This window comes from Caulobacter zeae, assembly GCF_002858925.1.
In the GTDB taxonomy this organism is placed as follows: Bacteria; Pseudomonadota; Alphaproteobacteria; order Caulobacterales; family Caulobacteraceae; genus Caulobacter; species Caulobacter zeae.
On record NZ_PJRS01000045.1, the window covers coordinates 43,872 to 67,365 of the forward strand.

19 protein-coding genes are annotated in these 23,494 nt (G+C 71.1%); 12 read left to right on the forward strand and 7 right to left on the reverse strand.

The window, feature by feature from the left end:
* Positions 1 to 4: 4 nt before the first annotated feature.
* The gene (locus SGCZBJ_RS21645) at positions 5 to 1,432 is read left to right on the forward strand and encodes an efflux transporter outer membrane subunit (protein ID WP_101720040.1); all 1,428 of its coding nucleotides are present in this window, start codon (positions 5 to 7) and stop codon (positions 1,430 to 1,432) included.
* 235 nt (positions 1,433 to 1,667) lie between these two features.
* On the opposite strand, the gene SGCZBJ_RS25800 is transcribed toward SGCZBJ_RS21645, so the two are convergent.
* Positions 1,668 to 2,816, reverse strand: coding sequence for a sulfotransferase family protein (locus SGCZBJ_RS25800; protein WP_101720002.1), 1,149 nt, complete (start codon positions 2,814 to 2,816; stop codon positions 1,668 to 1,670).
* Between the two features lie 50 nt (positions 2,817 to 2,866).
* Here SGCZBJ_RS25800 and SGCZBJ_RS21655 point away from each other — a divergent pair, with 50 nt between their 5' ends.
* Entirely contained in the window at positions 2,867 to 3,457 is a 591-nt protein-coding gene (locus tag SGCZBJ_RS21655) for an aspartyl/asparaginyl beta-hydroxylase domain-containing protein (protein ID WP_101720003.1), read from the forward strand.
* Here the strand turns inward: SGCZBJ_RS21655 and SGCZBJ_RS21660 are convergent.
* Positions 3,438 to 5,726, reverse strand: coding sequence for a glycoside hydrolase family 3 N-terminal domain-containing protein (locus tag SGCZBJ_RS21660; protein WP_101720004.1), 2,289 nt, complete (start codon positions 5,724 to 5,726; stop codon positions 3,438 to 3,440). The two genes, SGCZBJ_RS21655 and SGCZBJ_RS21660, sit on opposite strands and share 20 nt — an antisense overlap.
* Before the next feature lie 131 nt (positions 5,727 to 5,857).
* On the opposite strand from SGCZBJ_RS21660, the gene SGCZBJ_RS21665 reads away from it, so the two are divergent.
* From SGCZBJ_RS21665 to pseH, 3 genes are read left to right on the forward strand one after another with little or no spacing between them, the layout of a single operon-like run.
* Positions 5,858 to 6,082, forward strand: a complete 225-nt coding sequence (locus SGCZBJ_RS21665) for a hypothetical protein (protein WP_101720005.1) — start codon at positions 5,858 to 5,860, stop codon at positions 6,080 to 6,082.
* A gap of 43 nt (positions 6,083 to 6,125) precedes the next feature.
* Entirely contained in the window at positions 6,126 to 7,178 is a 1,053-nt protein-coding gene (pseG, locus tag SGCZBJ_RS21670; RefSeq protein ID WP_101720006.1) for a UDP-2,4-diacetamido-2,4,6-trideoxy-beta-L-altropyranose hydrolase, read from the forward strand.
* Between the two features lie 43 nt (positions 7,179 to 7,221).
* Entirely contained in the window at positions 7,222 to 7,800 is a 579-nt protein-coding gene (gene pseH / locus SGCZBJ_RS21675) for a UDP-4-amino-4,6-dideoxy-N-acetyl-beta-L-altrosamine N-acetyltransferase (protein ID WP_101720007.1), read from the forward strand.
* On the opposite strand, the gene SGCZBJ_RS21680 is transcribed toward pseH, so the two are convergent.
* The gene (locus SGCZBJ_RS21680; protein WP_101720008.1) at positions 7,797 to 8,516 is read right to left on the reverse strand and encodes a cytidylyltransferase domain-containing protein; all 720 of its coding nucleotides are present in this window, start codon (positions 8,514 to 8,516) and stop codon (positions 7,797 to 7,799) included. The two genes, pseH and SGCZBJ_RS21680, sit on opposite strands and share 4 nt — an antisense overlap.
* 181 nt (positions 8,517 to 8,697) lie before the next feature.
* On the opposite strand from SGCZBJ_RS21680, the gene SGCZBJ_RS21685 reads away from it, so the two are divergent.
* Entirely contained in the window at positions 8,698 to 11,001 is a 2,304-nt protein-coding gene (locus tag SGCZBJ_RS21685) for a glycoside hydrolase family 3 N-terminal domain-containing protein (RefSeq protein ID WP_205685454.1), read from the forward strand.
* A gap of 125 nt (positions 11,002 to 11,126) precedes the next feature.
* On the opposite strand, the gene SGCZBJ_RS21695 is transcribed toward SGCZBJ_RS21685, so the two are convergent.
* From SGCZBJ_RS21695 to SGCZBJ_RS21705, 3 genes are all read right to left on the reverse strand, one after another.
* Positions 11,127 to 11,795 carry a dihydrofolate reductase family protein gene (locus SGCZBJ_RS21695; RefSeq protein ID WP_101720010.1) on the reverse strand — a complete coding sequence of 223 codons (669 nt, stop codon included), beginning with the start codon at positions 11,793 to 11,795 and terminating at the stop codon, positions 11,127 to 11,129.
* 190 nt (positions 11,796 to 11,985) lie between these two features.
* A complete protein-coding gene (locus tag SGCZBJ_RS21700) occupies positions 11,986 to 12,879 on the reverse strand; it encodes an oxygenase MpaB family protein (RefSeq protein WP_101720011.1) in 894 nt (297 codons plus the stop codon).
* Positions 12,879 to 14,483: a fatty acid--CoA ligase gene (locus SGCZBJ_RS21705; protein WP_101720042.1), complete on the reverse strand. Its 1,605-nt coding sequence runs from the start codon at positions 14,481 to 14,483 to the stop codon at positions 12,879 to 12,881. The genes SGCZBJ_RS21700 and SGCZBJ_RS21705 overlap by 1 nt, the downstream gene beginning before the upstream one ends.
* A 157-nt stretch (positions 14,484 to 14,640) precedes the next feature.
* On the opposite strand from SGCZBJ_RS21705, the gene SGCZBJ_RS21710 reads away from it, so the two are divergent.
* The 5 genes from SGCZBJ_RS21710 (at position 14,641) to SGCZBJ_RS21730 (ending at position 19,391) form a co-directional block, all read left to right on the forward strand.
* Complete coding sequence (locus SGCZBJ_RS21710) at positions 14,641 to 17,163, forward strand: CHASE3 domain-containing protein (protein WP_165799409.1); 2,523 nt, start codon at positions 14,641 to 14,643, stop codon at positions 17,161 to 17,163.
* Entirely contained in the window at positions 17,160 to 17,540 is a 381-nt protein-coding gene (locus tag SGCZBJ_RS21715; RefSeq protein ID WP_101720013.1) for a response regulator, read from the forward strand. The genes SGCZBJ_RS21710 and SGCZBJ_RS21715 overlap by 4 nt, the downstream gene beginning before the upstream one ends.
* Positions 17,537 to 17,800 carry an Hpt domain-containing protein gene (locus SGCZBJ_RS21720; protein ID WP_101720014.1) on the forward strand — a complete coding sequence of 88 codons (264 nt, stop codon included), beginning with the start codon at positions 17,537 to 17,539 and terminating at the stop codon, positions 17,798 to 17,800. Before SGCZBJ_RS21715 ends, SGCZBJ_RS21720 begins: the two co-directional genes overlap by 4 nt.
* Before the next feature lie 80 nt (positions 17,801 to 17,880).
* Positions 17,881 to 18,555, forward strand: coding sequence for a DUF2306 domain-containing protein (locus tag SGCZBJ_RS21725; protein ID WP_101720015.1), 675 nt, complete (start codon positions 17,881 to 17,883; stop codon positions 18,553 to 18,555).
* Entirely contained in the window at positions 18,540 to 19,391 is an 852-nt protein-coding gene (locus SGCZBJ_RS21730) for a LytTR family DNA-binding domain-containing protein (protein ID WP_240621604.1), read from the forward strand. Before SGCZBJ_RS21725 ends, SGCZBJ_RS21730 begins: the two co-directional genes overlap by 16 nt.
* A 59-nt stretch (positions 19,392 to 19,450) precedes the next feature.
* On the opposite strand, the gene SGCZBJ_RS21735 is transcribed toward SGCZBJ_RS21730, so the two are convergent.
* Complete coding sequence (locus tag SGCZBJ_RS21735) at positions 19,451 to 21,913, reverse strand: glycoside hydrolase family 3 protein (protein WP_420808187.1); 2,463 nt, start codon at positions 21,911 to 21,913, stop codon at positions 19,451 to 19,453.
* Between the two features lie 445 nt (positions 21,914 to 22,358).
* On the opposite strand from SGCZBJ_RS21735, the gene SGCZBJ_RS21740 reads away from it, so the two are divergent.
* Entirely contained in the window at positions 22,359 to 23,402 is a 1,044-nt protein-coding gene (locus SGCZBJ_RS21740) for a LacI family DNA-binding transcriptional regulator (protein ID WP_101720016.1), read from the forward strand.
* The last annotated feature ends 92 nt before the right edge of the window (positions 23,403 to 23,494 follow it).

A 23,494-nucleotide genomic window follows, 5' to 3' on the forward strand; every position in this document is an offset into this window, starting at 1 on the left:
GATGATGCTTCGTAACCTCACCCTCACCCTGCTGGCGGCCAGCGCGCTGACTGCCTGCACCATGGCCCCCAAGTACGAGCGACCGGCCCTGCCGGTCGCCACGACCTGGCCCACGGCTTCGGCCAACGGCCAGGCGGCTTCGGCAGGCGACCTCGCCTGGAAGCAGGTGTTCGAGGATCCCCGCCTGGCGGGGACCATCGACCTGGCCCTGGCCAACAACCGCGACCTGCGGGTCGCGGTGCTCAACATCGAGCAGGCCCGCGCCACCTATCGCATCCAGCGCGCGGCCCTGCTGCCGACGGTCAACGGCACGCTCTCGGGCACCAAGAGCGAGACCCCGACGGCGGCTTCGGGCTTCGGCTCGGCGATCGGCGGCTCGGGCTCGCTGGAGATCGAGAACTACAACGCCACCGTCGGCGTCACCTCGTACGAGCTCGACATTTTCGGGCGCGTGCGCAGCCTCAAGGACCAGGCGCTGCACAGCTACCTGGCCACCGAGGAGACCGCCCGGGCGACGCAGATCAGCCTGATCGCCGAGACGGCCAACGCCTGGCTGACCCTGGCGGCCGACCAGGACCTGCTGGCCCTGGCCAAGGACACGCTGAAGAGCCGTGAAGACAGCCTCGCCCTGGCCCAGCGCCAGTTCGACGTCGGCGCGGCCTCGCAGCTGGACCTGCGCACCTCGCAGACCCTGGCCGAGACCGCCCGTTCGGACGTGGCGACCTACACGGCCCAGGTCGAGCGCGACAAGAACGCCCTGCGACTGCTGGCCGGTACGGAAGTTCCGGCCGACCTGCAGCCCGCCGGCGGCCTGATCACCGCCCAGATCCTTCCCGATCTGCCGGCGGGCGTGGCCTCGGACGTGCTGACCCGTCGTCCCGACGTGCTGGCCGCCGAGCACAGCCTGATGGGCGCCAACGCCAATATCGGCGCGGCCCGCGCGGCCTTCTTCCCGCGCATCAGCCTGACCGGCTCGTACGGCAGCGCCAGCGCCGACCTCGACGGCCTGTTCAAGAGCGGCACCAAGAGCTGGAGCTTCGCCCCCAGCATCAGCGTGCCGATCTTCGCCGGCGGGGCCAACAAGGCCGGGCTCGACAGCGCCAAGGCCGGCCAGAAGATCGCCGTGGCGACCTACGAGAAGACCGTGCAGACGGCCTTCCGCGAGGTTTCCGACGCCCTGGCCACTCAGGCCACGATCGGCGATCGCCTGGCCGCCCAGGAACGGGTGGCCGCCGCCGCCGCCGACACCGCGCGCCTGACCAAGCTGCGCTACGACCGCGGCGTCGACAGCTCGCTCGTCCTGCTCGACGCCCAGCGCACGCAGTATTCGGCCCAGCAGGGCCTGATCAACGCGCGCCTGGCCCGGGCCAGCAACCTGGTCACGCTCTACAAGGTCCTCGGCGGCGGCGCTCCCGCCGGCAAGGGGTCCTGAACTGATCGGGGAGGGTAAGGCCCCTCCCCCAACCGATCCCCGCGCGACGGTGCGGGGCTGATCGCGGCGGCATCCCCCCGGACACGCCGCGACCGGAAGGGGCGCATCACCCCCCCAATCCCAGATGCGTCCCTTCCACCCTACTTCCTGACAATCTGTCCAGCGCCCTGCGCAGTCCTCGTCCTTCGACAAGCTCAGGATGAGGACCAAGTCCAAGGCCGCTCGTTCGGCGATCTCACCCTGAGCTTGTCGAAGGGCCGCCCGCCGCTTCCAGCCGCGCGTGCAGGTCGTCCAGCCGGGCCGCGCAGGCCGCCCGGATCGCCGGATCGACCTCGGCTCGCTTGGCCGCCCCGTCCGGCCTGAACGCCCGCTCGGGCGCCTTGGCGTCGATCGCCGCCGCCGCCGTCATCGCCTCGCTCTCGAGGGCATCAGGCGCCCAGCCGAAATGCGGCAGCACGCGACCCGCCGCCGCCCCCGGCAACGTCTCGTAGTTCACCAGCAGCCCCTCCCCGTCGGCCGCGAAGGCCGCCAGCATCGCCTCGCCGATCGCCGCCAGCACGGCGGCCTGGTAGTCGGCGTCCGGCGTCGCCGGCTGCGCCAGGCCGAACACGGCCGGCGCCACCACCTGCGGAACCATCTGCATGCCCGGCGAGCGGGCGTGCGAGACCATCACCTCGGCTGGCGCGCGATAGAGGTGCAGCCACCGCGTCCGCGGAAAAGCCTCGCGGAAGAGGTCGAAGAAGCGGGCGTGCCAGCAGTCCAGCTTGAGGAACAATCGCTCGTCCCCCGCCCCGCGCGCCCGGCCCAACGCCGCCACCACGCCGCGCAGCAGGGCGACCTTGCGGTCGGGGGGTAGGTCGCCCCGCACGACGTGGTCGATCGGCGCGGCCTCCGACAGCACGGTCGCCCCTTCCGGCGCGCCCAGCATCCGGCCCAGCAGGGTCGAGCCGCAGCGCGACATGTGGAAGACGAGGCCGTCGGGGACCGGTCCCGCCAGCCCCTCCAGCGCCGACAGCGGCGTACGCAGGCGCAGCAGCCGGTTCAGCGGCGCCGACCAGACCTTGGGCACGCTCTCGCCGAAGAACGATTCCTCCAGCCGCCGCGCGCCGAAGAACGCCCAGTCGACCGCGTCCTCGCCCGGCGAGACGGCGACCGGCAGCCAGCCGGCCGCCGGCGCGACCGCACGCGGGACCACGCCCCGCCGCGTCAGCCGCTCGGTCAGCCCCGGCGCGGCCAGACCCCAGGCGGCGGCGAGCGCCTGCGCCTCGTGGGCGAAGTCCTCGTCGCGGAAATGGTCGGCGAGCCTGGCGCAGGCGCTCACGTCCTCGGCCAGCCGCGCCATGAAGACGTCCAGATCCCGCGTCGCGTCCGCCGTAAGTTGCATGCCCGCCCCTGGCCCTTGTCGGTTGAAGGGCGGCACAATAGGCTCGGGCGATGGGATTTCCAGACCGCCTGAAGCTGCCGCTCGCCTTCGATCCGATCCGCCTGCGCGCCGACCTCGAGGCCCTGACCGCCGGCGCCGACTGGATCGCCCACTTCGTCACCCAGAACTACGACGGCGACTGGAGCGTCATCCCCCTGCGCTGCCAGGCCGGCGCCAGCCATCCGGTGATGATGATCTATTCGGATCCCGGCGCGACGGCCTTCGAGGACACGCCGTTCCTGGCTCCCTGCCCCTATTTCCGCGAAGTGATCGCCGCCTTCCCGTTCCAGGCCACCAGCGTGCGGCTGATGAAGCTGGCCCCCGGCTCGGTGATCAAGACCCACCACGACGAGGACCTCGACGCGGGCTCGCTGCTGGTGCGCTTCCACGTGCCGGTGGTCACCAATCCCGACGTCGACTTCCGCCTGAACAGTCGCCGCGTGGTGATGGAGGCCGGCAGCGCCTGGTACCTCAAGCTCACCGACCCCCACAGCGTGGCCAACCACGGAACCGAAGACCGCGTGCACCTGGTGATCGACGGCTACGTCAACGACTGGGTGCGGGGGTTGTTCGCCGAAGAGGCTACGCCCCCAGCAGCGTGAACTGCGCGTTCAGCCCGTCCACCGCGCTGCTGGCCACCCAGACGTCGAACACGCCCGGCTCGGCGCCCCAGCGGTCGCCCTCGCCGAAGAAGGTCAGGCTGCCGCGTTCCAGCTCGAAGGTGATGTCGCGGCTCTCGCCCGGCTTCAGGGTCACCCGCAGGAAGCGCTTGAGCTCGCGCACCGGCCGCGTGCGGCTGGCCACCCGGTCGCGGGTGTAGAGCTGCACCACATGCACGCCCTCGCGCTTGCCGGTGTTGGTCACCCGGGCGCTGACCTGCAACTTGCCGTTCCAGGCCAGGGTCGGCGACGACAGCTTCAGGTTCGACAGGGAAAAGGTGGTGTAGGCCAGGCCATGGCCGAACGGGTACAGCGCCTCGTTCCTCACCGTGCGCCAGCGGGCCTTGTATTCCTGGATCTCGCTGTCGGCCGGGGCCGGACGGCCCGTCGAGCGGTGATTGTAGGCGTAGGGCTGCTGGCCGCTCTCGTAGGGAAAGCTGACCGGCAGGCGGCCCGAGGGGTTCACCGACCCGAACACCACGTCTGCCACCGCGTGGCCGGTCTCGGTGCCCAGGAACCAGGTGGCCAGGATGGCCGGGGCGTTCTTCACCGCGCCGTCCAGCACCAGCGCCCGGCCGTGGCGCAGCAGCACGACGGTGGGGCGGCCGACAGCGGCGACGGCCTCGGCCAGCATCATCTGCGGTTTGGGTATGCCGATCTCGGTGCGCGACTGGGCCTCGCCCGACATGTTCTGGCCCTCGCCGATGGCCAGCACGACGATGTCGGCGGCCCGGGCGGCGGCGACCGCGGCCTCGATCCCGCCGGGAATGGAAGCCTCGACGTCGCTGCCCTTGACGGTCTGCAACAGGTTCGGGTCGGCCATGGCCTGGCGGAAGCCCGTGGCCAGGTCGACGCCCAGGCTCTTGTCGCCGAAGAAGGCCCACGGCCCCAGGATGTTGTCGCGGTCGTCGGCGAACGGCCCGATCAGCGCGATGCGCTTGCCCGAGCGCGGCAGCGGCAGCAGATTCCCGTCGTTCTTCAGCAGCACGATCGAGGCCGCGCCGGCCTCGCGGGAGAGCGCGCGCATGGCCGGCGTCGCCGTGCGGGCGGCCTGGGCCTTGGCGTCGATCGAGCGGAACGGCTGGTCGAACAGGCCGATGGCCTCCTTCAGCATCAGCACCCGGCGCACGGCCTGGTCGACCACCGCCATCGGCACGGCGCCGCTCTTGACCAGTTCGGGCAGGTAGCGGCTGTAGAGCCCGCTCTGCATGCTGATGTCGACGCCCGCCAGGATCGCCAGGCGCGCGGCGTCGCGATCGTCGGCGGCATAGCCGTGGGCCACCAGTTCCTGGTCGGCGGTGTAGTCGGAGATGACCACGCCCTTGAAGCCCCACTCGGTGCGCAGCAGGTCGGTCAGCAGGCGCTTGTTGGCCGTGGCCGGCACGCCGTTGATGTCGTTGAAGGCCGACATGGCGGTCAGGCACCCGGCCTCGAAGGCGGCCTGGAACGGCGGCAGGTGCACCTCGCGCAGCGTGGCTTCGGACAGCTCGACGGTGTTGTAGTCCATGCCCGCGGCCACCGCGCCATAGGCGGCGAAGTGCTTGGCGCAGGCCAGCATCGAGTCCGGCGACTTAAGGTCCGGCCCCTGGAAGCCGCGCACCCGGGCCTGGGCCAGCGCCTCCCCTAGGAACACGTCCTCGCCCGAGCCCTCGGCCACCCGGCCCCAGCGCTCGTCGCGGGCGACGTCGACCATCGGCGCGAAGGTCCAGTGCAGGCCGTGGGCCGTGGCTTCCTGCGCGGCGGCGCGGGCGGTGCGATAGGCCAGCGGCGGGTCGAAGCTGGCGGCCTCGGCCAGCGGGATCGGATAGACGGTCTTGAAGCCGTGGATGACGTCGGCGGCCAGCAGCAGCGGAATACCGAGGCGCGAATGCTCCACCGCCGCGGTCTGGGCCAGCAGGGCCCCCTCGACGCCGACGCCGTTCATCAGCGTGCCGATCTTCCCCGCCCGGGTCTCGGCCAGCAGCTGCTGGGTGTTGCGCAGGTTGATGGCGGGGTTCATGTCGCCCACCGGCGGGCGGATCATGTCGGCGTAGCACGACAGCTGGCCGGCTTTCTCGTCGATGGTCATCTGGGCGATCAGCGCCTCGACCCGCTGGGAGCCCCTCGCCTGCGCCGCCGCCCGGCCGGCCACCGCCAGCCCGGCCAGGCCCGCCGCCCCGGCCATCAGTCCACGACGGCTGATCCCTTCAAGCGAAGCTTCGCGCCGATCCATAGAATCCCTTCCAGCAGTGTCGCGGCCGGCAACCTCGCCGACCGGGGCGCATCGCGCAACGCCTCGCCCCTCATCGGGCGAACCTGTGACGGCCGCTTGCGTTATCAGTCTGGCTGAAGGGAGACCCGACCATGTCCGCTCAATGGCGCATCGAGATCCGGCTGGGCGATGGCCACGCCCCGCTGCGCAGCGTGCTCGTCGAGGCCGACACCGAGGTCGACGCCCTGCGGCAGGTGCTGGCCGAGGCCGAACGCGACCATGTCGCCGCCGAGGAACTGTTGCTGGACGGCCAGGAAGAGGTGTTCTCGCGCACCGAGGTGCAGGACGGCCACGTGGAGCACCAGGCCCAGGCCTGACAGCCCGCTCGCCCGCTGCCTGGGCCTGTGCTAGGCCCGGTGCATGGCTGGAGAACGCATCCTTTTCGTCGTCAACGCCGGCCCCAGCGTCGGCGGCGGCCACTTCATGCGCGGCCTCAACCTGGCGCGGGCGCTCGAAGCCGCCGGCGCGGCCTGCGCATTCGCAGGGCCGCCCGCTGTGGCGGGCCTCGCCGCGACCTTCGCCTCGCCCGACCTCTGCGTCGGAACCTTCGCCGACTGCGACCTCGTGGCCGGCGCCGCCGACCTCGCGGCCGGCTACGACGCCGTCGTCTTCGACCACTACCAACTCGACGCAGGCGACCACCGCCGCATCGCCGCCGGCCGCCCGACCCTGGTGGTCGACGACCTGGCCGACCGCCCGCTGGCCGCCGACCTGCTGGTCGACGCCGGGGTGACGCGGCGAGCGCAGGACTATGCCGGCCTCGTCCCCGCCCACGCCCAACTGCTGCTCGGCCCCAACCATGCGGCGCTGTCGCCGGCCTTCGCCGCCCTGCGCGATGAGGCCCTGGCCCGCCGTGCGGGCACGCGGCGTGTGGAGCGGGTGCTGGTCTCGCTTGGCCTGACCGACGTCGGCGGGATCACCGCCCGCACCGTCGAGACCCTGCTGCCGGTGCTGGGCGAGCGCGCCCTGGACGTCGTGGTCGGCGGCCTGGCGACCAGCCTGCCGGGCCTGCGTGAAATCGCCGCATTCGATCCGCGCCTGGCCCTGCACATCGACAGCCGCGACATGCCGCGCCTGATCGCCGAGGCCGACCTGGCCATCGGCGCCTCCGGCTCCAGCAGCTGGGAGCGCTGCGTGCTCGCCCTGCCCACGCTCTCGCTGGTGCTGGCCGACAACCAGCGCGAGGCGGCCCAGGCGCTGTCGGATCTCGGCGCGCACCGGTCGCTCGACGCCAGGTCGGACGGCGACCTCCAAAACGCCTTCGCCGCCCTCGCCGAGGACCCTGACGCCTGGCGCGCCATGTCGGCCGCCGCCGCGGGCGTCTGCGACGGCCTGGGCGCCCGCCGCACGGCCGACCGGTTCATTGCCCTGATTTCGCCCCGTTTCGGAAACAATCGCGCGACGCCCCTCTGACACTTACCCGCGCGTAAGCCCGTCAAGCGTCGAGACCCCCGTCATGCCCACAGTCACCCTGCGCGCCGTCGAGGCGCACGATCAGGAGCGGCTGCTGGAATGGCGCAACTCCGACGCCGTCGCTCCCTACATGTACAGCGACCACCTGATCTCGCATGGTGAGCACGCCGCGTGGTTCTCCCGCCTGGGGTCTAACCCCGCCGTTCGCTACTGGGTCATCGAACTGGACGGCCATCCGGTGGGCCTGGCCAACCTGGCCGACATCGACCTGAAGAACCGCCGCTGCGCCTGGGCCTACTACCTGGCCGATCCGTCGGTGCGCGGCCTGGGCGTCGGCAGCTTCGTCGAATACTGGGTGATCGAATACGTATTCGGCGTGCTGGGCCTGACCAAGCTGTGGTGCGAGGTCATCGAGAGCAACAAGGCCGTGTGGCGCCTGCACGAAGGCTTCGGCTTCACCCGCGAGGCGGTGCTGCGCAACCACGTGGTCAAGGGCGGTCAGGCGCTCGACGTCATCGGCCTTGGCCTGCTGGAGAGCGAATGGCGCGGCGCCGCCCGCGACGCCGCCCGCGAGCGGCTGATCGCCAAGGGCTTCGACCTGTCGGGCGTTTCCGCCGCCTAGATCCGCGGCAGGTCGCCCAGGCTGGCGAGGTCGGGGCGACCGCGCACCAGCGTCCGGATGTCGTCCGAGGTGAAGGCAGGCTCGGCCGGATAGAGCGCCTCGTAGACCGCCCGCACGAAATCGAGGTCCGACGGCAGGTCGACCGTCCAGCGCACCTGGCTCTCGTCGACCGCCTGGGTCAGGCCGCCCAATCGGAAGCGCTCGGGCCGGCGATAGACGAAAGGCGTGACGTGCTCGCGCTCGTAGGGGTCGCCCGCCTCCGCCGCCATCAGCCGCAGCAGGCCGACGCTCAGGATCTCGGCGTCCAGCCCGATCGGATAGGTCCGGTGCGGCAGGGTGGTGGCCGAATAGTCGGCGCCATTGGCCAGGTGCTCGCCGATCAGCGCCTCGATCAGCACCGGATCGGCCAGCGGGCAATCGGCCGTCAGCCGCAGCATCAGGTCATCGTCCGCCAGCCCCGCCACCGCCCCGGCGAACCGGCCCAGCACGTCGTCCAGCGAGCCGCGAAACACCTCGACGCCCGCCGCCTCGAGCGTTTCAGCCAGCGGATCGTCGCTGGCCTGGTTTGAGGTCGCCGTGATCAACCGGTCGATCGAGGCGACGCGGCGCAGGCGCTCGACCTGGCGCAGCACCATCGGCGCCCCGACGACATCGGCCAGCACCTTGCCCGGCAGGCGGGTCGAACTCATCCGGGCCTGCAGCAGCGCGACGATCACCGCGCGCCCTCCCGCCACACTGCTTGTCTTGAGGTCATAGTTCGCAGCCTCGGCCCGGTCGGTTAAGGAGGACTTTCGCTCGCCGAGCGGGTTTGGACAACCAAGCGTTGACAGCGTTGTCAAACCATAGTGCTCTCCCCGCCTAACGACCGCGCACGACGATCGAAGGGAGAAGGACGCCATGGGACCGCTGATCGACCGCCGCGCGCTGCTGGCCACCGGGGCCGCTCTGGGCATGGCGCCCGCCCTGCCCGCGCTCGCCGCCGACCAGGACGCCCGCGTCCGCGCCCTCCTGGCGCAGATGACCCTCGACGAGAAGATCGGCCAGACCCACCAGCCGGCCGGCGGCCGCCAGAAGGCGCTGAACTCCAAGATCGACGCGACGGCCCTGGACCTCGTCCGCAAGGGCGGCGTCGGCTCGTACCTGCACGTGGCCGGCGCAGCCTTCCTGCGCGAACTGCAACGCACGGCCGTCGAGGAGTCGCGGCTGAAGATCCCGCTGCTGTTCGCCATCGACGTGGTGCACGGCTTCCGCACCCTCTACCCCGTGCCGCTGGCCATGGCGGCGACCTTCGACCCGGAGATCGTCCGCGCCACCGCCCGCATGGCCGCCGTCGAGACCGCCGTCAGCGGCCTGCACTGGACCTTCGCGCCGATGGTCGACATCGCCCGCGACCCGCGCTGGGGCCGCATCGTCGAGGGGGCCGGCGAGGATCCGTATCTGGGCGGCGTCATGGCCGCCGCCCAGGTGCGCGGCTTCCAGGGCGAGGGCCCATCGAGCAAGGGATTGGCCGCCAAGGACTCCATCCTGGCCTGCGCCAAGCACTTCGGGGCCTATGGCGCGGCGGCCGGCGGCCGCGACTACGACAGCGCCGAGCTGTCGGACCGCACGCTGAACGAGGTCTACCTGCCGCCCTTCCATGCGGCGGCCAAGGCTGGCGCCGGCACGATGATGACGGCCTTCAACGACCTGAACGGCGCGCCGACCACCGCCAACACCGCCCTCGTGCGCGGCGTGCTCAAGACCCAGTGGACCTGGCCCGGCCTGGTGGTCAGCGACTGGAACGCCATCCTCGAGCTGATCAATCACGGCATCGCCGAGAACCCGGTGCAGGCCGCCGCCCTGGCGCTGAAGGCCGGGATCGACATGGACATGGCCAGCGGCGTCTACGCCGCCCACCTGAAGACCGCCATCAGCCAGGATCCGTCGCTTTCGCCTCTGCTCGACCAGGCGGTGACCCGGATCCTGACCGCCAAGATGCGCCTTGGCCTGTTCGACGATCCCTATCGCTTCGGCGACGTCGAGCGCGAGAAGACCGTCTTCGTCGGCCCCGAGCATCGCGCCATCGCCCGCGAGGCGGCGCGCAAGGCCGTGGTGCTGCTGAAGAACGACGGCGGCCTGCTGCCCATCGCGCCCTCGGCCAGGAAGATCGCCGTCATCGGGGCCCTGGCGACCGACAACCTTTCCCAGCTCGGCTCGTGGAAGGCGCGCGGCCAGGTCGCCGACGTCGCCCCGCTTCTACCCGCCCTGAAGGCCATCGCACCGACCGGAACCGAGATCGTCCACGTCGCCGGCGCCGGTCCGCGCAGCGACGACGAGACGGGGATCCCCGCCGCCGTCGAGGCCGCCAAGGTCGCCGACCTCGTCCTGCTGATGGTCGGCGAGGACTTCGACCACAGCGGCGAGTCCCGCAGCCGCTCCGACCTCTCCCTGCCCGGCGCGCAGAGCGCCCTGGCCCGCGCTGTGCTGGCCGTCGGCAAGCCGGTGGTCGTGCTGCTGCCGTCGGGCCGCCCCCTGGTCGCGCCCGAGGTGCTGGAAAGGGCTCCGGCCGTGCTGGCCACCTGGTTCCTCGGCGTCGAGGCCGGACCGGCCCTGGCCGACATCCTATTCGGCAAGGCCGCGCCCGGCGGCCGGCTGCCCGTCGGCTTCCCCCGCGCCACCGGCCAGTCGCCGACCTACTACGCCCACGTCCCCACCGGCCGCCCGGCCGATCCGGACCTTGCCAAGGACACCGTCCGCTACCACGACGTCGACATCGGCCCGCTGTTCCCGTTCGGCCATGGCCTGAGCTATGCCAGCTTCGCCTATTCCGACCTGGCGCTCGACCGCGACAACGTCGCCCCAAGCGGCGCGGTGAAGGTGTCGCTGACCATCGCCAACACCGGCTCGGTCGCCGCCGACGAGGTGGTGCAACTCTATGTCCGCGACCCGGTCGCCAGCGTCGCCCGGCCGGTCAAGGAGCTGCGCGGCTTCGTCCGCGTGACCCTCAAGCCCGGCGAGCGCCGGCGCGTGACCTTCACCCTCGCCGCCGCCCAACTGGCGATCTGGAGCCCGGAAGGCTGGCGGGTCGAGGCCGGCAAGGTCGAGGTCATGGTCGGCTCGTCCTCGGCCGACATCCGCCTGCGCGGCGCCTTCACGATCGCAGCGCCCGGCAAGGCCCGCGAACCGGCCACCGCCATCCCGACGCCGGTCAGCGTGGCTTGAGGGTCGATCGAGCGGTGGGTGATCCTCGTACTTCGACAAGCTCAGGATGAGGATCATTCATATGCTCGGGCGGAGGAAAAACCTCATCCTGAGCCCGTCGAAGGAAGAGGTTTTCGTCCTGGAACTCACCCCTCCCCCGCCCAGGCAGCCCGCCGCTCCAACTCCGCCTCGCTCGGCTCCTGCACCATGAACGAGCCGGTGCGCACCGGACCGTCGCGGCGGTAGCGGTTCACCACGACGCCGGTCTCGGCCAGGATCGAGCCGGTCAGGGCCCAGCCGCCCGGCGCGGCGGCCTCGTCGAACAGCCGCCGCCCAGGTCCCAGCAGCAGCGGAAAGACCATCAGCTGCATCTCGTCCACCAGGTCGGCGGCCAGCAGGGCGTGGACCAGCTGCGTCGAGCCTTGGGTCAGCAGATCCGGGCCCGCCTCGCCCTTCAGCTCCCGCACGCCCTCCACCGCGTCAGGCCCGACGAGGCGGCTGTTCTCCCAAGGCAGGGCCAGGCCCGGATCGCGGGAGGCGACGTGCTTGGTCGTGGCGTTGAAGCGCTCGGCGATCGGGTTCGCCGGATCCTGGTAGGGCCAGTGGGCGGCGAAGATCTCGTAGGTGCGGCGGCCCAGCAGCAGTTCGAACGGGGCCTCGAACAGCGACATCACCGCTTGGCCGGTCACCGGATCCGAATACGGCGCCACCCAGCCGCCATGGGCGAAGCCGCCGCGCCGGTCCTCGTCCGGTCCGCCCGGCCCCTGCATCACCCCGTCCAGGCTGACGAAGGCGGCGACGATCAGCTTTCTCATGACCCTGCTCCCTGATGGTTCGCTGCAAGGACGGTTGGAGAAGGCGCGATCCTACATTTCGCCCCTCTTCTCCCTTCCCCCTTTGATGGGGGAAGGGTCGGGGATGGGGGTGACAACAGGTCAGGACCAGATGCCAGTCGAGCCGCCGCAACACCCCCACCCCTGTCCCTCCCCCATCGAGGGGGACGGGTTAAGCCGCCCGCCGTCGATAGAGGTAGTCCTCCGGCAGCCCCATGCGCCGCGAGGATTCCACGGCCGGCGAGCCCTTGATCGGCACCTTATCGGCGCTGGCGCCCGCCAGGCGCACCAGCCGCCGCTCGACGCCGTTGAGGTCGAAGGCCTCGCCCAGGCCCAGCCGTGCGCGCACCTCCACTGGCGTGATCGCCACCGCCGCCCGCACCAGCGGCTTCTGGATCAACCGCAGCGGCCCCGGCAGCAGCGGGGTGCTGGTCATGATCTCCAGGAACTCGAAGACGATCTCCGAGGGCTCCAGATTGGGCAGCATCAGCGCCAGCTGCCGCTTCCACGCGGCCTCGGAGGTCGGCGCTCCGGTCGCGCCATAGAGCCGCGCGCCCGGAGCGGCCTCGGCGAAGGCCGCGTCGCGCTCGACCTGGCTCAGCGGGCGGGCGTAGGCGTGATAGGCCTCGATGAAGCCGAAGCTGGCAGTGGCCTGCACCCAGTCCAGCAGCGCCGGGTCGTTGGCCTGGTAGCCGACGCCGGCCGGGGTCTGGCCGGTCACGTGGCCATGCATGCGCACCACGCCGGCGATCATCTTCTCGGCCGTCTCGCGCGGGCCGTAGACCGTGACCATCGCCGCCAGGCCCGTCCGCTTTAGCCGCTTCAGGGGCTGGGCCTTGAAGCTGGAATGGTCCCAGACGCCCGAGCGGACGCGCGGCTCGGCCAGTTCCAGGATCACCGCCGTGATGCCGCCGACGAACAGCGACACCGGGTTCTTGAACACCCGCCAGGACACCGAGTCCGGCGAGGTCAGGGCAGGCGCCCCCGGCGGCGCGGAAAAGTCGATTTTCGGCCCCTCGTCGGGCGCCAGCAGTCGCGCCGCGGCTCGCGAAAGGGGATCGGCCATCAGTTCACCCGTCGCTCTCGCCCCGCCCAATACGGTTCGCGCAGCTGGCGGCGCAGGATCTTGCCCGAGGCGTTGCGCGGCAAGGCCTCGACGAAGTCGACGCTCTTGGGCGCCTTGAAGTGCGCGATCCGCGTGCGGGCGAAGGCGATGATGTCGTCGGGATCGGGCGTGACGCCGGGCCGGGGCGCCACCACCGCCTTGACCGCCTCGCCCCACTTGTCGTCGGGCACGCCGATCACCGCCACCTCGGCCACGTGCGGATGGCCGTAGACGGCGCTTTCCACCTCGGCCGGATAGATGTTCTCGCCGCCGGAGACGATCATGTCCTTCACCCGGTCGTGGATGAACAGATAGCCGTCCTCGTCGAGATAGCCGGCGTCGCCGGTGCGAAGCCAGCCGTCGGCGTCGATGGTCGCGTCGGTGGCGGCGTCCAGCTTCCAGTACCCGGCCATGTTGGAACCGCTGCGCACGGCGATCTCTCCCACGGTGTTCGCGGGTAGAACGCCGCCGGCCTCGTCGAGGATGCGCAGTTCGACGCCCGGCATCGGCAGGCCGGCCGAGCGCATGCGCTTGTTGCCGGCCGGATCATGGTCTTCCGGCGGCAGGTAGACCACCGTGCCGGTGGTCTCGGTCATGCCGTACTGCTGGACGAAGCCGCAGCCGAACACCTCGATGCTCTCGCGCAGCAGGTCCAGCGGAATGGGGGCCGCGCCATAGAGGATGTAGCTGAGGCGCGAATAGTCGATCTCCCGCGCTCTCGGCAGCCGCACGACGATCTGCAGGGCCGCGGGCACCAGGAACATCTTCGACACCCGGTCGTGCTCGATGAAGTCCAGCACCTTGGTCGGGTCGAACTCGCGCGCCACCACGCCCTTGGCGCCGTTGAACAGGCCCACCAGCCCCCAGCCCGTGCCGCCGATATGGGCCACGGGCATGGCCACCAGGCTGACGTCGTCGGGGCCCCAGACGTTCCAGTCCATCGGCGCGCGCTCGGCGGCGGCCTTGCGCATGGCCAGCAGGTTGTCGTGGGTCAGCATCGCGCCCTTGGGCTTGCCGGTCGTGCCCGAGGTGTAGAGTTGCAGCACCACGTCCGACGACCGCAGCGGCGTGGCCGGATCGACGTCGCTCTGGGCGTCGCGCCAGGCGGTGAACAGCGGCAGGTCGGCCGGGCCGCCCGGCTCCATGGCCACCACCGGCGGGCGCGGCCCGTCCAGCAGCTTGGCCACCTCGCCCACGTGATCGACGAGCTCGGGACCGACGAACACCATCTTCGCCTCGGTGTCGGCGACGATGTAGGCGATCTCGGCGGGCGCCAGGCGCCAGCCGATCGGCGCGGTGACGATCCCGGCCTTGGCCGCGCCCAGCAGCATCTCGAAATAGAGGTCGCTGTTCTTGCCGACATAGGCGATGCGGTCGCCCGGCTTCAAACCCTCGGCGATCAGGGCCCGGGCCACCTGGTTGGTGTGCCGGTCGAGGTCGGAGAAGCGGGTGTCGCGTCCCTCGAACGAGAAGGCCACGGCGTCGGGTCGTTCCTGCGCGTGGTAGCGGGCGACGTCTCCCAGCGTGGGCATGCGGGCGAAGTCGACGGCGGCGGCCTCAGTCATCCGAACCTCCCTGCGCGCCGTCTGTCGCGGCTGCTCGGATAACATGGTTTTCGTCGTGACCCGGGGTAAGTCAACGGTAGCGGGAAACCCGCGTTTGGTCGCGCCGCCGACCGGCTCTAAGCTGTCGACTCGAACGCCCCCGAGGAAACCTCCGCCCATGACCAGCTTCCTCCTGCGCCGCGAGCAACGCGGCCTGCTGATCTCGGTGATCCTGGGGCTGATCGTCGCCCCGCTGCTGCTGCTGCTGACCACCTGGGAGATCCAGCGCGAGTTCACCCGCGGGCGCGTGCTGCGCGAGGCCGTCGACCACTCCTACGAGCAGCGCATGCAGCTTCAGACGCTGTTCTCCCTGCTGCAGGACGCCGAGACCGGCCAGCGCGGCTTCGTGATCACCGGCCAGCAGCGCTTCCTCGAACCCTATGACGCCGCCCAGCGGCGCCTGCCCAGCCACCTGGCCTCGCTGCGCGCCCTGCGCCAGCGCGACGTCGGCGACCTGATCGCCGGCGATGATCCCGTGTTCGACCGCCTCACAGCCCTCATCGAGCGCAAGCAAGGGACCATGGCCGAAGGCATCCGCCTGCGCCGGGACGAAGGCCCAGACGCCGCCCGCACCCTGGTCTCCAGCGGCCAGGGCAAGGTGATCATGGACGAGATCCGCGTCGTCACCACCGAACTCCAGGCCGCTGACAAGGCCGCCCTCGATCGGCGCATCGCCGCGAACGACGCCCTGACCAAGCGCACCGAGCGCCTGACCCAGACGCTGTTCATCGTGCTGGTGGTGTTCCTGCTGGCCGCCTTCCTGCTGCTGTCGCGCCAGATCCGCGCCCGCCAGCAGCTGTTTACCGTCGCCCAGGCCACGGCCGGGCGCCTGGACGCCATTCTCGACAACGCCCAGGACGCCATCATCACCCTCAATCCCAGCGGCACGATCGAGACGGTCAACAAGGCCGCCGAGGAGATGTTCGGCCAGCCGCGCGAGGCCTTGCTGCGCAAGGCCCTGGCCCAGTTCATCGACCTGCCCGACCGGGGCGAGCTGTTCATCCGCCAGCTGTCAGGCGCGGACGACCTGACCAAGGGCGTGCTGCGCGAGCTGATCGGTCGTCGCGCGGACGGGACCTCCTTCCCCATCGAGGCCTCGATCGGCCTCGTCCGCCTGCCCGAGGGCGAGCGCGTCGCCGCCTCGATCCGCGACATCTCCGAGCGCCGCCGGGTCGAGAAGCTGAAGGCCGAGTTCGTCTCCACCGTCAGCCACGAGCTGCGCACGCCGCTGACCTCGATCGCCGGCTCGCTGGGCCTGCTGGTCGGCGGCGCGGCCGGCGCCCTGCCCGAGCGGGCCGCGCGCCTCTTGGGCATCGCCCATTCCAACTGCCAACGCCTGGTGCGGCTGATCAACGACATCCTCGACATCGAGAAGATCGAGTCCGGCCAGATGGAGTTCGACCTGCAGCCGCTGGACCTGGGCGAGCTGGCCCGGCGGGCGGTCGACGGCATGGGCGGCCTGGGCGGCCAGATGAACGTCGCCTTCGAACTCGACGTGACGCCGGGCCTGCCGCTGGTGCGCGGCGACTCCGACCGCCTGGCCCAGGTGGCCGCCAACCTGCTGTCCAACGCCGCCAAGTTCTCGCCGGCCGGCGGAAAGGTCGAGGTCAAGGTCTCGGCCCCGCGCCCCGACCTGCTGCGCTTCTGCGTGCGCGACCACGGCCCCGGCGTGCCCGAAACCTTCCGTGACCGCATCTTCTCGAAGTTCGCCCAGGCCGACGCCTCCGACACCCGGGCCAAGGGCGGCACCGGCCTTGGCCTGGCCATCTCGCGCGAGATCGTCCAGCGCCACGGCGGCCGGCTGTGGTTCGAGTCCGAGCCCGGCCAGGGCGCGACCTTCATGTTCGAACTGGCGACGATCGAGACCCGCGCCCGTCAACCCGAGCCGTCCGACGGCGCGGCCCGGGTGCTGCTGTGCGAGGACGATCCCGACATCGCCGAGATCCTGTCGCAGGCCCTGCGCGAGGCCGGGGTGCGGGTGCACACGGTCGGCGACGTCGCCTCGGCCAGCGCGGTGATCGAGATCGGCGGCTTCGACGCCTTCGTCACCGACGTGCGCCTGCCCGACGGCAGCGGCCTCGACCTGCTGCGCCGCCTGCGCGCCGACGCCGCCACCCGCGACATCCCCGCCCTGGTGATCTCGGCCGAGGCCGCCGAGGGGCGTGGCGAGGCGTTGGACGTCGTCGACTGGCTGCAAAAGCCCATCGACCTGGAGCGCCTGCGCACCGCCGTGCATCGCGCCGTCAACGGCCACGCCGACACCCGCCGCATCGAGGTGCTGCACGTCGAGGACGACCTCGACGTCCACGCCGTGGTCCGCGACGCCTTGCAGGAACGCTGCGCCGTCCGCCACGCCGACAGCGTCCGCGCCGGCCGCGCCGCCCTGCAGGACGCCCGGCCCGACGTCGTGATCCTCGATCTTGGCCTTGGCGACGGCAACGGCGTCGAGCTCCTGGGCGACCTGCACGACGGCGGCGAGGAACCCGTGCCGGTGATCGTATTCTCGGCCCAGCCGCTGGAAGACAAGGCGCTGGCCGCCTCGGTCGACGCGGTGCTGACCAAGTCCAAGACCACGCTGGACCAGCTGGCCCGAACTGTGCGCAAGCTCGCCTCGGACGCCGATTCCAAGAGACGCCGATGACTGACCTGAAGCTCCTGTACGTCGACGACGAGGCCGACATACGCGAGGTGGCGACCTTTTCGCTGGAGCTCGATCCCGGCATCGAAGTGCGCTCGGCCGGCGGCGGGGTCGAGGCCTTCGCCATGCTCGACGGCGACGCCTGGCGCCCCGACGTGGTGTTGCTCGACGTGATGATGCCCGACATGGACGGCCCGGCCGTGCTGGAGCGTTTGCGCGAACGCGGCGACCTGGACGGCGCGCCGGTGATCTTCATCACCGCCCGCGCCCAGGCCGAGGAGCGCGCCCGCCTGCTGGGCTTCGGCGCCGCCGACGTCATCACCAAGCCGTTCGATCCGATGACCCTGGCCCAGGACGTGCGCGCGATCCTCGCTCGATGACCACCGCCGATCCCCTCGCCCCGCTGCGGGCCAAGTTCCTGGTCCGCGTCGCCGACGACCTGGCCAGGCTGCGCGCGGCCGACACCTCGATGAAGGACCGGCACTACATCGTTCACCGCCTGGCCGGCGCCGCGGGCGTGTTCGGCTACGCAGGCGTCACCGACCTCGCCCGCGACCTCGACGACCTGCTGCTCGACCAGGGCGAAGCCCCGCCCGAAGCCTTCGCCGAACTGATCGCGGCGCTGGAGGGACTGGGCTAGGGCCTGGGCCTCGCCCCGCGTCGCCGCGATCCGCCCCACGCCGCTTCCCCGCCCATGGCGCGCCGGCCACCACGGCGGTCATGCAACAGCTCTTCGCCCCTGCCCTCGCCCTGCACATCGCCTGCGGCCTGGCCGCCGTCGCCGCGGGCCTCGCCCCGATCCTGACCCGCAAGGGCTCGCGCCTGCACCGACTTTCGGGACGCGTGTTCGTCGTCCTGATGGGGGTGATGCTGGCGGCCGCCTGGCTGATGACGGCCCTGCACTTCAACGCCTATTTCACCGCCCTGTCGGCGACGGCCAGCCTTGGCCTGTTCTCGGGCTATCGGGTGCTGCGCCGCAAGCGGCCCGATCGCGATCCGGGCCAGCGCGCCACGACCCTCGACTGGATCGCCACCTTGGCCGTCGTGGCGATCGGCGGCTGGGTGCTGACCCTGCTGCTGGCCGGCGACAGCGACGCCCCGCGCGCCCCGGCCGTCGCCCTGGTCTGGGGCGCCTTCCTGATGGGCGGCTGGGACCTCTGGCGGTTCGCGCGCCCCGGTGACTGGCCGTTCTCGCCCGACCTCTGGACCTACGAGCATCTTATGAAGATGCTGGGCGCCTATGGCGCGGTGCTCAGCGCCTTCTCGGGCAACTTCCTGACCTTCCTGCCAACGCCGTGGAGCCAGCTCTGGCCGACCTTGCTGTTCCAACCGATGGCCGTGATCTGGATCGCGGCCCTGGCCATCCGGCGGCGGCGCACATGGTCGCTCGCCTGAAGGCCGCGCCGACCGCCGCCTGGGTCTGGGCCTTCACCGCCTACAGCTGGACGGTCACGAGCGTCAACGCCGCCTGGTTCGCCCGCCGGCTGGCGGCGGGGCGCGGCGAGAGCCTGTCCGTGGCCGCCTCCCTGCTCTGGCAGGGCGGGATCTACGCCGCCTGGCTGCCGGCGGCTGGGATCGTCTGGCTGGTGCTGCGCCGGTTCGAAGCCGGAGCGCGCGGGATCGCGGCGAGCTTCGCCGCCGGCCTCGCCGTCGTGCCGCTGGAAGCCCTGGCGGCCAGCCTGATCGACCGCGCCTTCGTCGGCGGCGAGACCGCCCTCGGCGCCCGCATGCTGGAGCGGACACCGGTCTGCCTGCTGCTCTATTCGGCCATCGTCGCGGTCGGCCTGGCCGCCGTCCACCACCGTCGCGCCCGCGAGGCCCGGGCCCGCAACGCCATGCTGGAAGCCGCGCTAGCGCAGGCCCGCGCCGTCGCCGCGCCGGCGGAGACGGCCGAACGGTTGATGGTGATGTCGGGGGCGCGCCGCATCCCGATCGAGGTTTCGGCCGTCGAATGGTTCGGCGGGGCCGACAACTATGTCGTCGTCCACTGGGCCGGTCGCGAAGGGCTGCTGCGCGCCACCCTGCAAAGCCTGGAAGCGAGGCTGGACCCCCGCCTCTTCGCCCGCGCCCATCGCTCGTCGCTGGTCAACCTCGCCCACGTGCGCGAGGCCCGTCCGCTGTCGGACGGCTCCTGGCGGCTGGCCATGGCCAGCGGCGACGAGGTGGTCACCAGCCGGACCTATCGCGACGCGCTGCTGGAGCGGCTGGGGGGACGGGCTTCATCCCCTTAATAACCTCCCGTCATTCCCGCCCTTGTGGCGGGAATGACGGGAGGTAAAAGTAAGCTTCCCTAGCTCCCCGGGCACCCCACATGCGCCTCGGTCGGCTCAAGGCGGATCTCGCTGAAGGCCAGCTTGAAGCCGGCCTGCGCCGACAGCACCACCGGCGAGGAGATGCGGCTCATGTCGGCGCCGGCGGCCTTCAGGCACGACAGCTTGATCTGGGTCTTGCGCCATTCGCCCACGGGCGCGTCGGCGAAGATCTTCGTCACATCGACGCCGCCGGCGCAGCCTTCGCCGCACGAGACCGAAAAGCCCACCGGCCCCGGCGCCCGCTCGTCGACGCGGTAGGTGAAGGCGATCGACAGGTCGCCGGTGGTCTGGCGGGTCAGGTCGGCCGGCGGGCCGTTGACCAGCAGGGCGCCGGGCCCTGTCCAGGTCGCCAGGCGCGCGTCCTCCTGGGCGGCGGCGTCGATGGCGGTCAGCTTCACCCCGCCGGCGGTCGACAGCAGCCACGGGGCCGGCGTGCGGCCCGAGATGAAGTATTTGTCGACATTGACACCGGCGCCGGACACGCCTGACACCTCGCCGAGCGTCGCCACCTTGCCGGGCTTGGCGTAGCTGAGGCCATAGCCGTAGGCGAACTGCGGGTCATAGCCCGCATCGCCCTTGTTCAGCGGGCCCTGGTCGGCGCGCTTGGGCCAGCTGAACGACAGCTTGCCGGTGAAGTCGCGCCTGGACTTGCCGTCCTTGCCGGCGACCAGAACGTCGGCCACGCCGCCGCCTTCCGAGCCCGGCAGCCAGGCGGCGACGAAGGCGTCCGAGGCGTTGATCTCGGGGTTCACCCACAGCGGACGCCCCGACAGGAACACCGCCACCACCGGCACGCCGGCGGCCTTCAGTTTCTTGAGCAGGGCCAGATCGGTCTTGTCGCCCGGCTGGTACTCCAGGTGCTGCAAGTCGCCCTGGAACTCGGCATAGGGCGTCTCGCCGAACACCACCACGGCCACGTCCGGCTTGTCGGTGAAGGCGCCGTCCCTGGACAGGGTCGCCTTGCCGCCCGAGGCCTCGACTGCCTCCTTCAGGCCCCTCCAGATCGACTGGGCGCCGGGGAAGTCGGCGTTGGTGTTGCCCGTGCCCTGCCAGGACAGCGTCCAGCCGCCGGCCGCCTTGCCGATGTCGTCGGCGTCGCCGGCCACCAGCACCTTCGCGCCCGCCTTGATCGGCAGCACGCCGTCGTTCTTCAGCAGCACCAGCGATTTCGCCACCGCCTCGCGGGCCAGGGCGCGGTGATCGGGCGCGCCGACCCGCTCGTAGCGGCCCTGAACCGGCGGGGCGACGCGGTCGAACAGGCCCGACTTGACCTTCACCCGCAGGATGCGCCGCACGGCGTCGTCCAGGCGCGCCATGCTGATCTCGCCGCTCTGCACCTGCTGCAAGGTATTGTCGAACAGGCCCTGCCAGCTGTCGGGGGCCATATACATGTCGAGGCCCGCGTTCAGGGCCTGCGGACACGAGACGTTCGAGCAGCCGTCGACCTGGCCGTGGGCGTTCCAGTCGCCGACCACGAAGCCGGTAAAGCCCATGCGGTCCTTCAGCACGTTCGTCAGCAGGGTCTTGTTGCCGGTGTGCTTGACGCCGTTCCAGCTGGAGAAAGAGGCCATCACCGTCAGGATGCCGGCCTCGATGCTGGGCGGATAGCCCTGGGCGTGCAGGCGCACGAGGTCGGCCTCCGACACCGGCGCGTCGCCCTGGTCCTTGCCGTTCAGCGTGCCGCCGTCGGCTAGAAAGTGCTTGGCGCTGCCCGCGATGCGGCCGGCCTCCAGCGCCTTGCCGGCCGTGAGCTTGCCTTGCAGGCCCAACGTCATGCGGCCGGCATAGCTTCTGACGATCTCCGGATCCTCGCCATAGCCCTCGTAGGCGCGGCCCCAGCGGTCGTCGCGCGGCACGGCCACCGTCGGCCCGAAGGTCCAGTCGCCGCCGGCCACGGCCACCTCTTCGGCGGTCGCCTTGCCGATGCGCTCGATCAGGTCGGGATCGCGGGCCGCGCCCAGGCCGACATTGTGCGGAAACAGCGTGGCGCCGACCACGTTGTTGTGGCCGTGCACGGCGTCGATGCCGAACATCAGCGGGATCGGCACGTGGCCGTCGCGCGTCTCCAGCGACACGGCGCGGAACAGGTCGACAAACTCGGCCCACTCTTTCGGACCGGCCTTGTCGTCGCCGTTGGGGCCCGAGCTGCCGCCGGCCAGGATCGAGCCCAGCGGATACTCGCGCAGCTGTTCTGGACGGATCGAGCCGATGTCGGCCTGGATCGTCTGGCCGACCTTTTCCCGCACCGACATCCTGGCCATCAGCGCGGTGATCTTCGCCTCGGTCGCCGCATCGGTCAGGGCCGCAGGGCTCTTGACCACGGGCCAGGCGGCGACATGCGCGGTCGCCTTGCCGGCGGGGGTCAGCGCCTCGGCGCTCGCGACGCTGGTCAGGCTGGTGGCGGCCAGAAGGGCTAGGGCGGAAAGGCGGAACGGCGTCACGGGCGGCCTCGATCGAAAAAGGAGCGCGACGGCCAAGGGGAAAGAGGCCGCCGCGCCCGAACACGCCACGGGAGCAGCGTAGGGTTTCGAGGCGGCGGCTGGCCGACGGGCGCGCGGCGGCCCCCGGGCCATGCGCACACGCATGGATCTGGCCTCCCGCTCGCGGGGTCGTCTGCTTGCGACCGCCTCACGAGATGACGAGACAACGTTGTCTTACTTGGTGTCAACACGCTTATATTTGTCCACGTGAGGACAAATTCACCGCAAGCCGTTCCACTGAAAGCGATTTCAACCGAAATAAGAGCACTACGAATTTCTGACAACGATGTCTTACTTTGACTGAATACGCCCTCTACTGGCGCCTTACCCTCAGGAACCGGCTCGACTCGGTCGCCATGGCCGCGCTATCGCTAACACCGCGCCGAAAGCCGGCGGCGGGAGCCCGATGCGCAACGTCACCATCGTCCATGTGGCCGAAAAGGCCCGGGTCTCGGTCAAGACCGTCTCGCGCGTGGTCAACAACGAGCCGACGGTCACGCCGCAGCTGCGCGAGCGCGTGCAGGCGGCCATCGACCAGCTGGGCTACGCCCCCAACATCGCCGCCCGCCGCCTGGGCGGATCGCGCTCGTTCCTGATCGTCGCCTTCAACGACCGCAGGCTGACGCTGGAGAACTGGCGCAGCGACCGGGGCAACAATTGGATCGACCGCATGCAGTACGGGGCCATGCTCCGCTGCGACGTCCACGGCTATCACCTGCTGTGCGAGTTGATCGACCTGGAGAGCGACCAGCTGGCCCGGCGGGTCCAGCACGTGCTGTCGTCGCTGCGCCCCGACGGGGTGATCCTGACCCCGCCCAACTGCGAGGACCCGACGGTGCTGGAGGCGCTGAAGCGCGCCCAGGTCCCGTTCGTGCGCATGGGCTCGGCGGCGGCCGGTCCGGGCGCGCGGGTGAGAATGGACGACCACGCCGCCGCCCGCCAGCTGACGGAGCACCTTGTCGGCCTTGGCCACCACCGCATCGGCTTCGTCACCGGCAGCGCCCGGTTCCTGGCCAGCCGGGCCCGCGAGGACGGCTATCGCCAGGCCTTGGCCGCCGCCGGCCTGCCCGTCGACGAAACCCTGCTGGTTCCCGGCGACTTCACCTTCGAGGGCGGTGTCTCGGCCGCCGAGGCGCTGCTGTCGCGCCCCGACCGCCCCACCGCCATCCTGGCCGGCAACGACGAGACCGCCCTGGCGGTGATGCACGTGGCCCGCCGACTGGACATCGCCATTCCCAATGCGCTGTCGCTGGCCACCTTCGACGACACGCCCAGCGTGCGGCTTTCGCTGCCGCCGCTGACCACGGTGCGCCAGCCGGTGGCCGAGATGGCCGCCCAGGCGGTCGACCTGCTGGTCGCCGCGGCCGCCAAGGACGGCAAGCTGTCGCGCGCCGATCACTTGCTGCCATTCGAACTGGCCCTGCGCGCCTCGACCGCGCCGCCGCCCTAAAGAAGCCTTGCTCGCCCGCGACGGGATGTCGCGGGGAGCTTGACCAGCCAGCCGGCGCGCCTTTTCCTCTTGCGACTTCGAATTTGGAGCCG

Coding starts and splice junctions, on each gene's coding strand:
- SGCZBJ_RS21645 (WP_101720040.1), top strand. CDS start 5: ATGCTTCGTAACCTCACCCTCACCCTGCTGGCGGCCAGCGCGCTGACT.
- SGCZBJ_RS25800 (WP_101720002.1), bottom strand. CDS start 2,816: ATGCAACTTACGGCGGACGCGACGCGGGATCTGGACGTCTTCATGGCG.
- SGCZBJ_RS21655 (WP_101720003.1), top strand. CDS start 2,867: ATGGGATTTCCAGACCGCCTGAAGCTGCCGCTCGCCTTCGATCCGATC.
- SGCZBJ_RS21660 (WP_101720004.1), bottom strand. CDS start 5,726: ATGGATCGGCGCGAAGCTTCGCTTGAAGGGATCAGCCGTCGTGGACTG.
- SGCZBJ_RS21665 (WP_101720005.1), top strand. CDS start 5,858: ATGTCCGCTCAATGGCGCATCGAGATCCGGCTGGGCGATGGCCACGCC.
- pseG (WP_101720006.1), top strand. CDS start 6,126: ATGGCTGGAGAACGCATCCTTTTCGTCGTCAACGCCGGCCCCAGCGTC.
- pseH (WP_101720007.1), top strand. CDS start 7,222: ATGCCCACAGTCACCCTGCGCGCCGTCGAGGCGCACGATCAGGAGCGG.
- SGCZBJ_RS21685 (WP_205685454.1), top strand. CDS start 8,698: ATGGGACCGCTGATCGACCGCCGCGCGCTGCTGGCCACCGGGGCCGCT.
- SGCZBJ_RS21695 (WP_101720010.1), bottom strand. CDS start 11,795: ATGAGAAAGCTGATCGTCGCCGCCTTCGTCAGCCTGGACGGGGTGATG.
- SGCZBJ_RS21700 (WP_101720011.1), bottom strand. CDS start 12,879: ATGGCCGATCCCCTTTCGCGAGCCGCGGCGCGACTGCTGGCGCCCGAC.
- SGCZBJ_RS21705 (WP_101720042.1), bottom strand. CDS start 14,483: ATGACTGAGGCCGCCGCCGTCGACTTCGCCCGCATGCCCACGCTGGGA.
- SGCZBJ_RS21710 (WP_165799409.1), top strand. CDS start 14,641: ATGACCAGCTTCCTCCTGCGCCGCGAGCAACGCGGCCTGCTGATCTCG.
- SGCZBJ_RS21715 (WP_101720013.1), top strand. CDS start 17,160: ATGACTGACCTGAAGCTCCTGTACGTCGACGACGAGGCCGACATACGC.
- SGCZBJ_RS21720 (WP_101720014.1), top strand. CDS start 17,537: ATGACCACCGCCGATCCCCTCGCCCCGCTGCGGGCCAAGTTCCTGGTC.
- SGCZBJ_RS21725 (WP_101720015.1), top strand. CDS start 17,881: ATGCAACAGCTCTTCGCCCCTGCCCTCGCCCTGCACATCGCCTGCGGC.
- SGCZBJ_RS21730 (WP_240621604.1), top strand. CDS start 18,540: ATGGTCGCTCGCCTGAAGGCCGCGCCGACCGCCGCCTGGGTCTGGGCC.
- SGCZBJ_RS21740 (WP_101720016.1), top strand. CDS start 22,359: ATGCGCAACGTCACCATCGTCCATGTGGCCGAAAAGGCCCGGGTCTCG.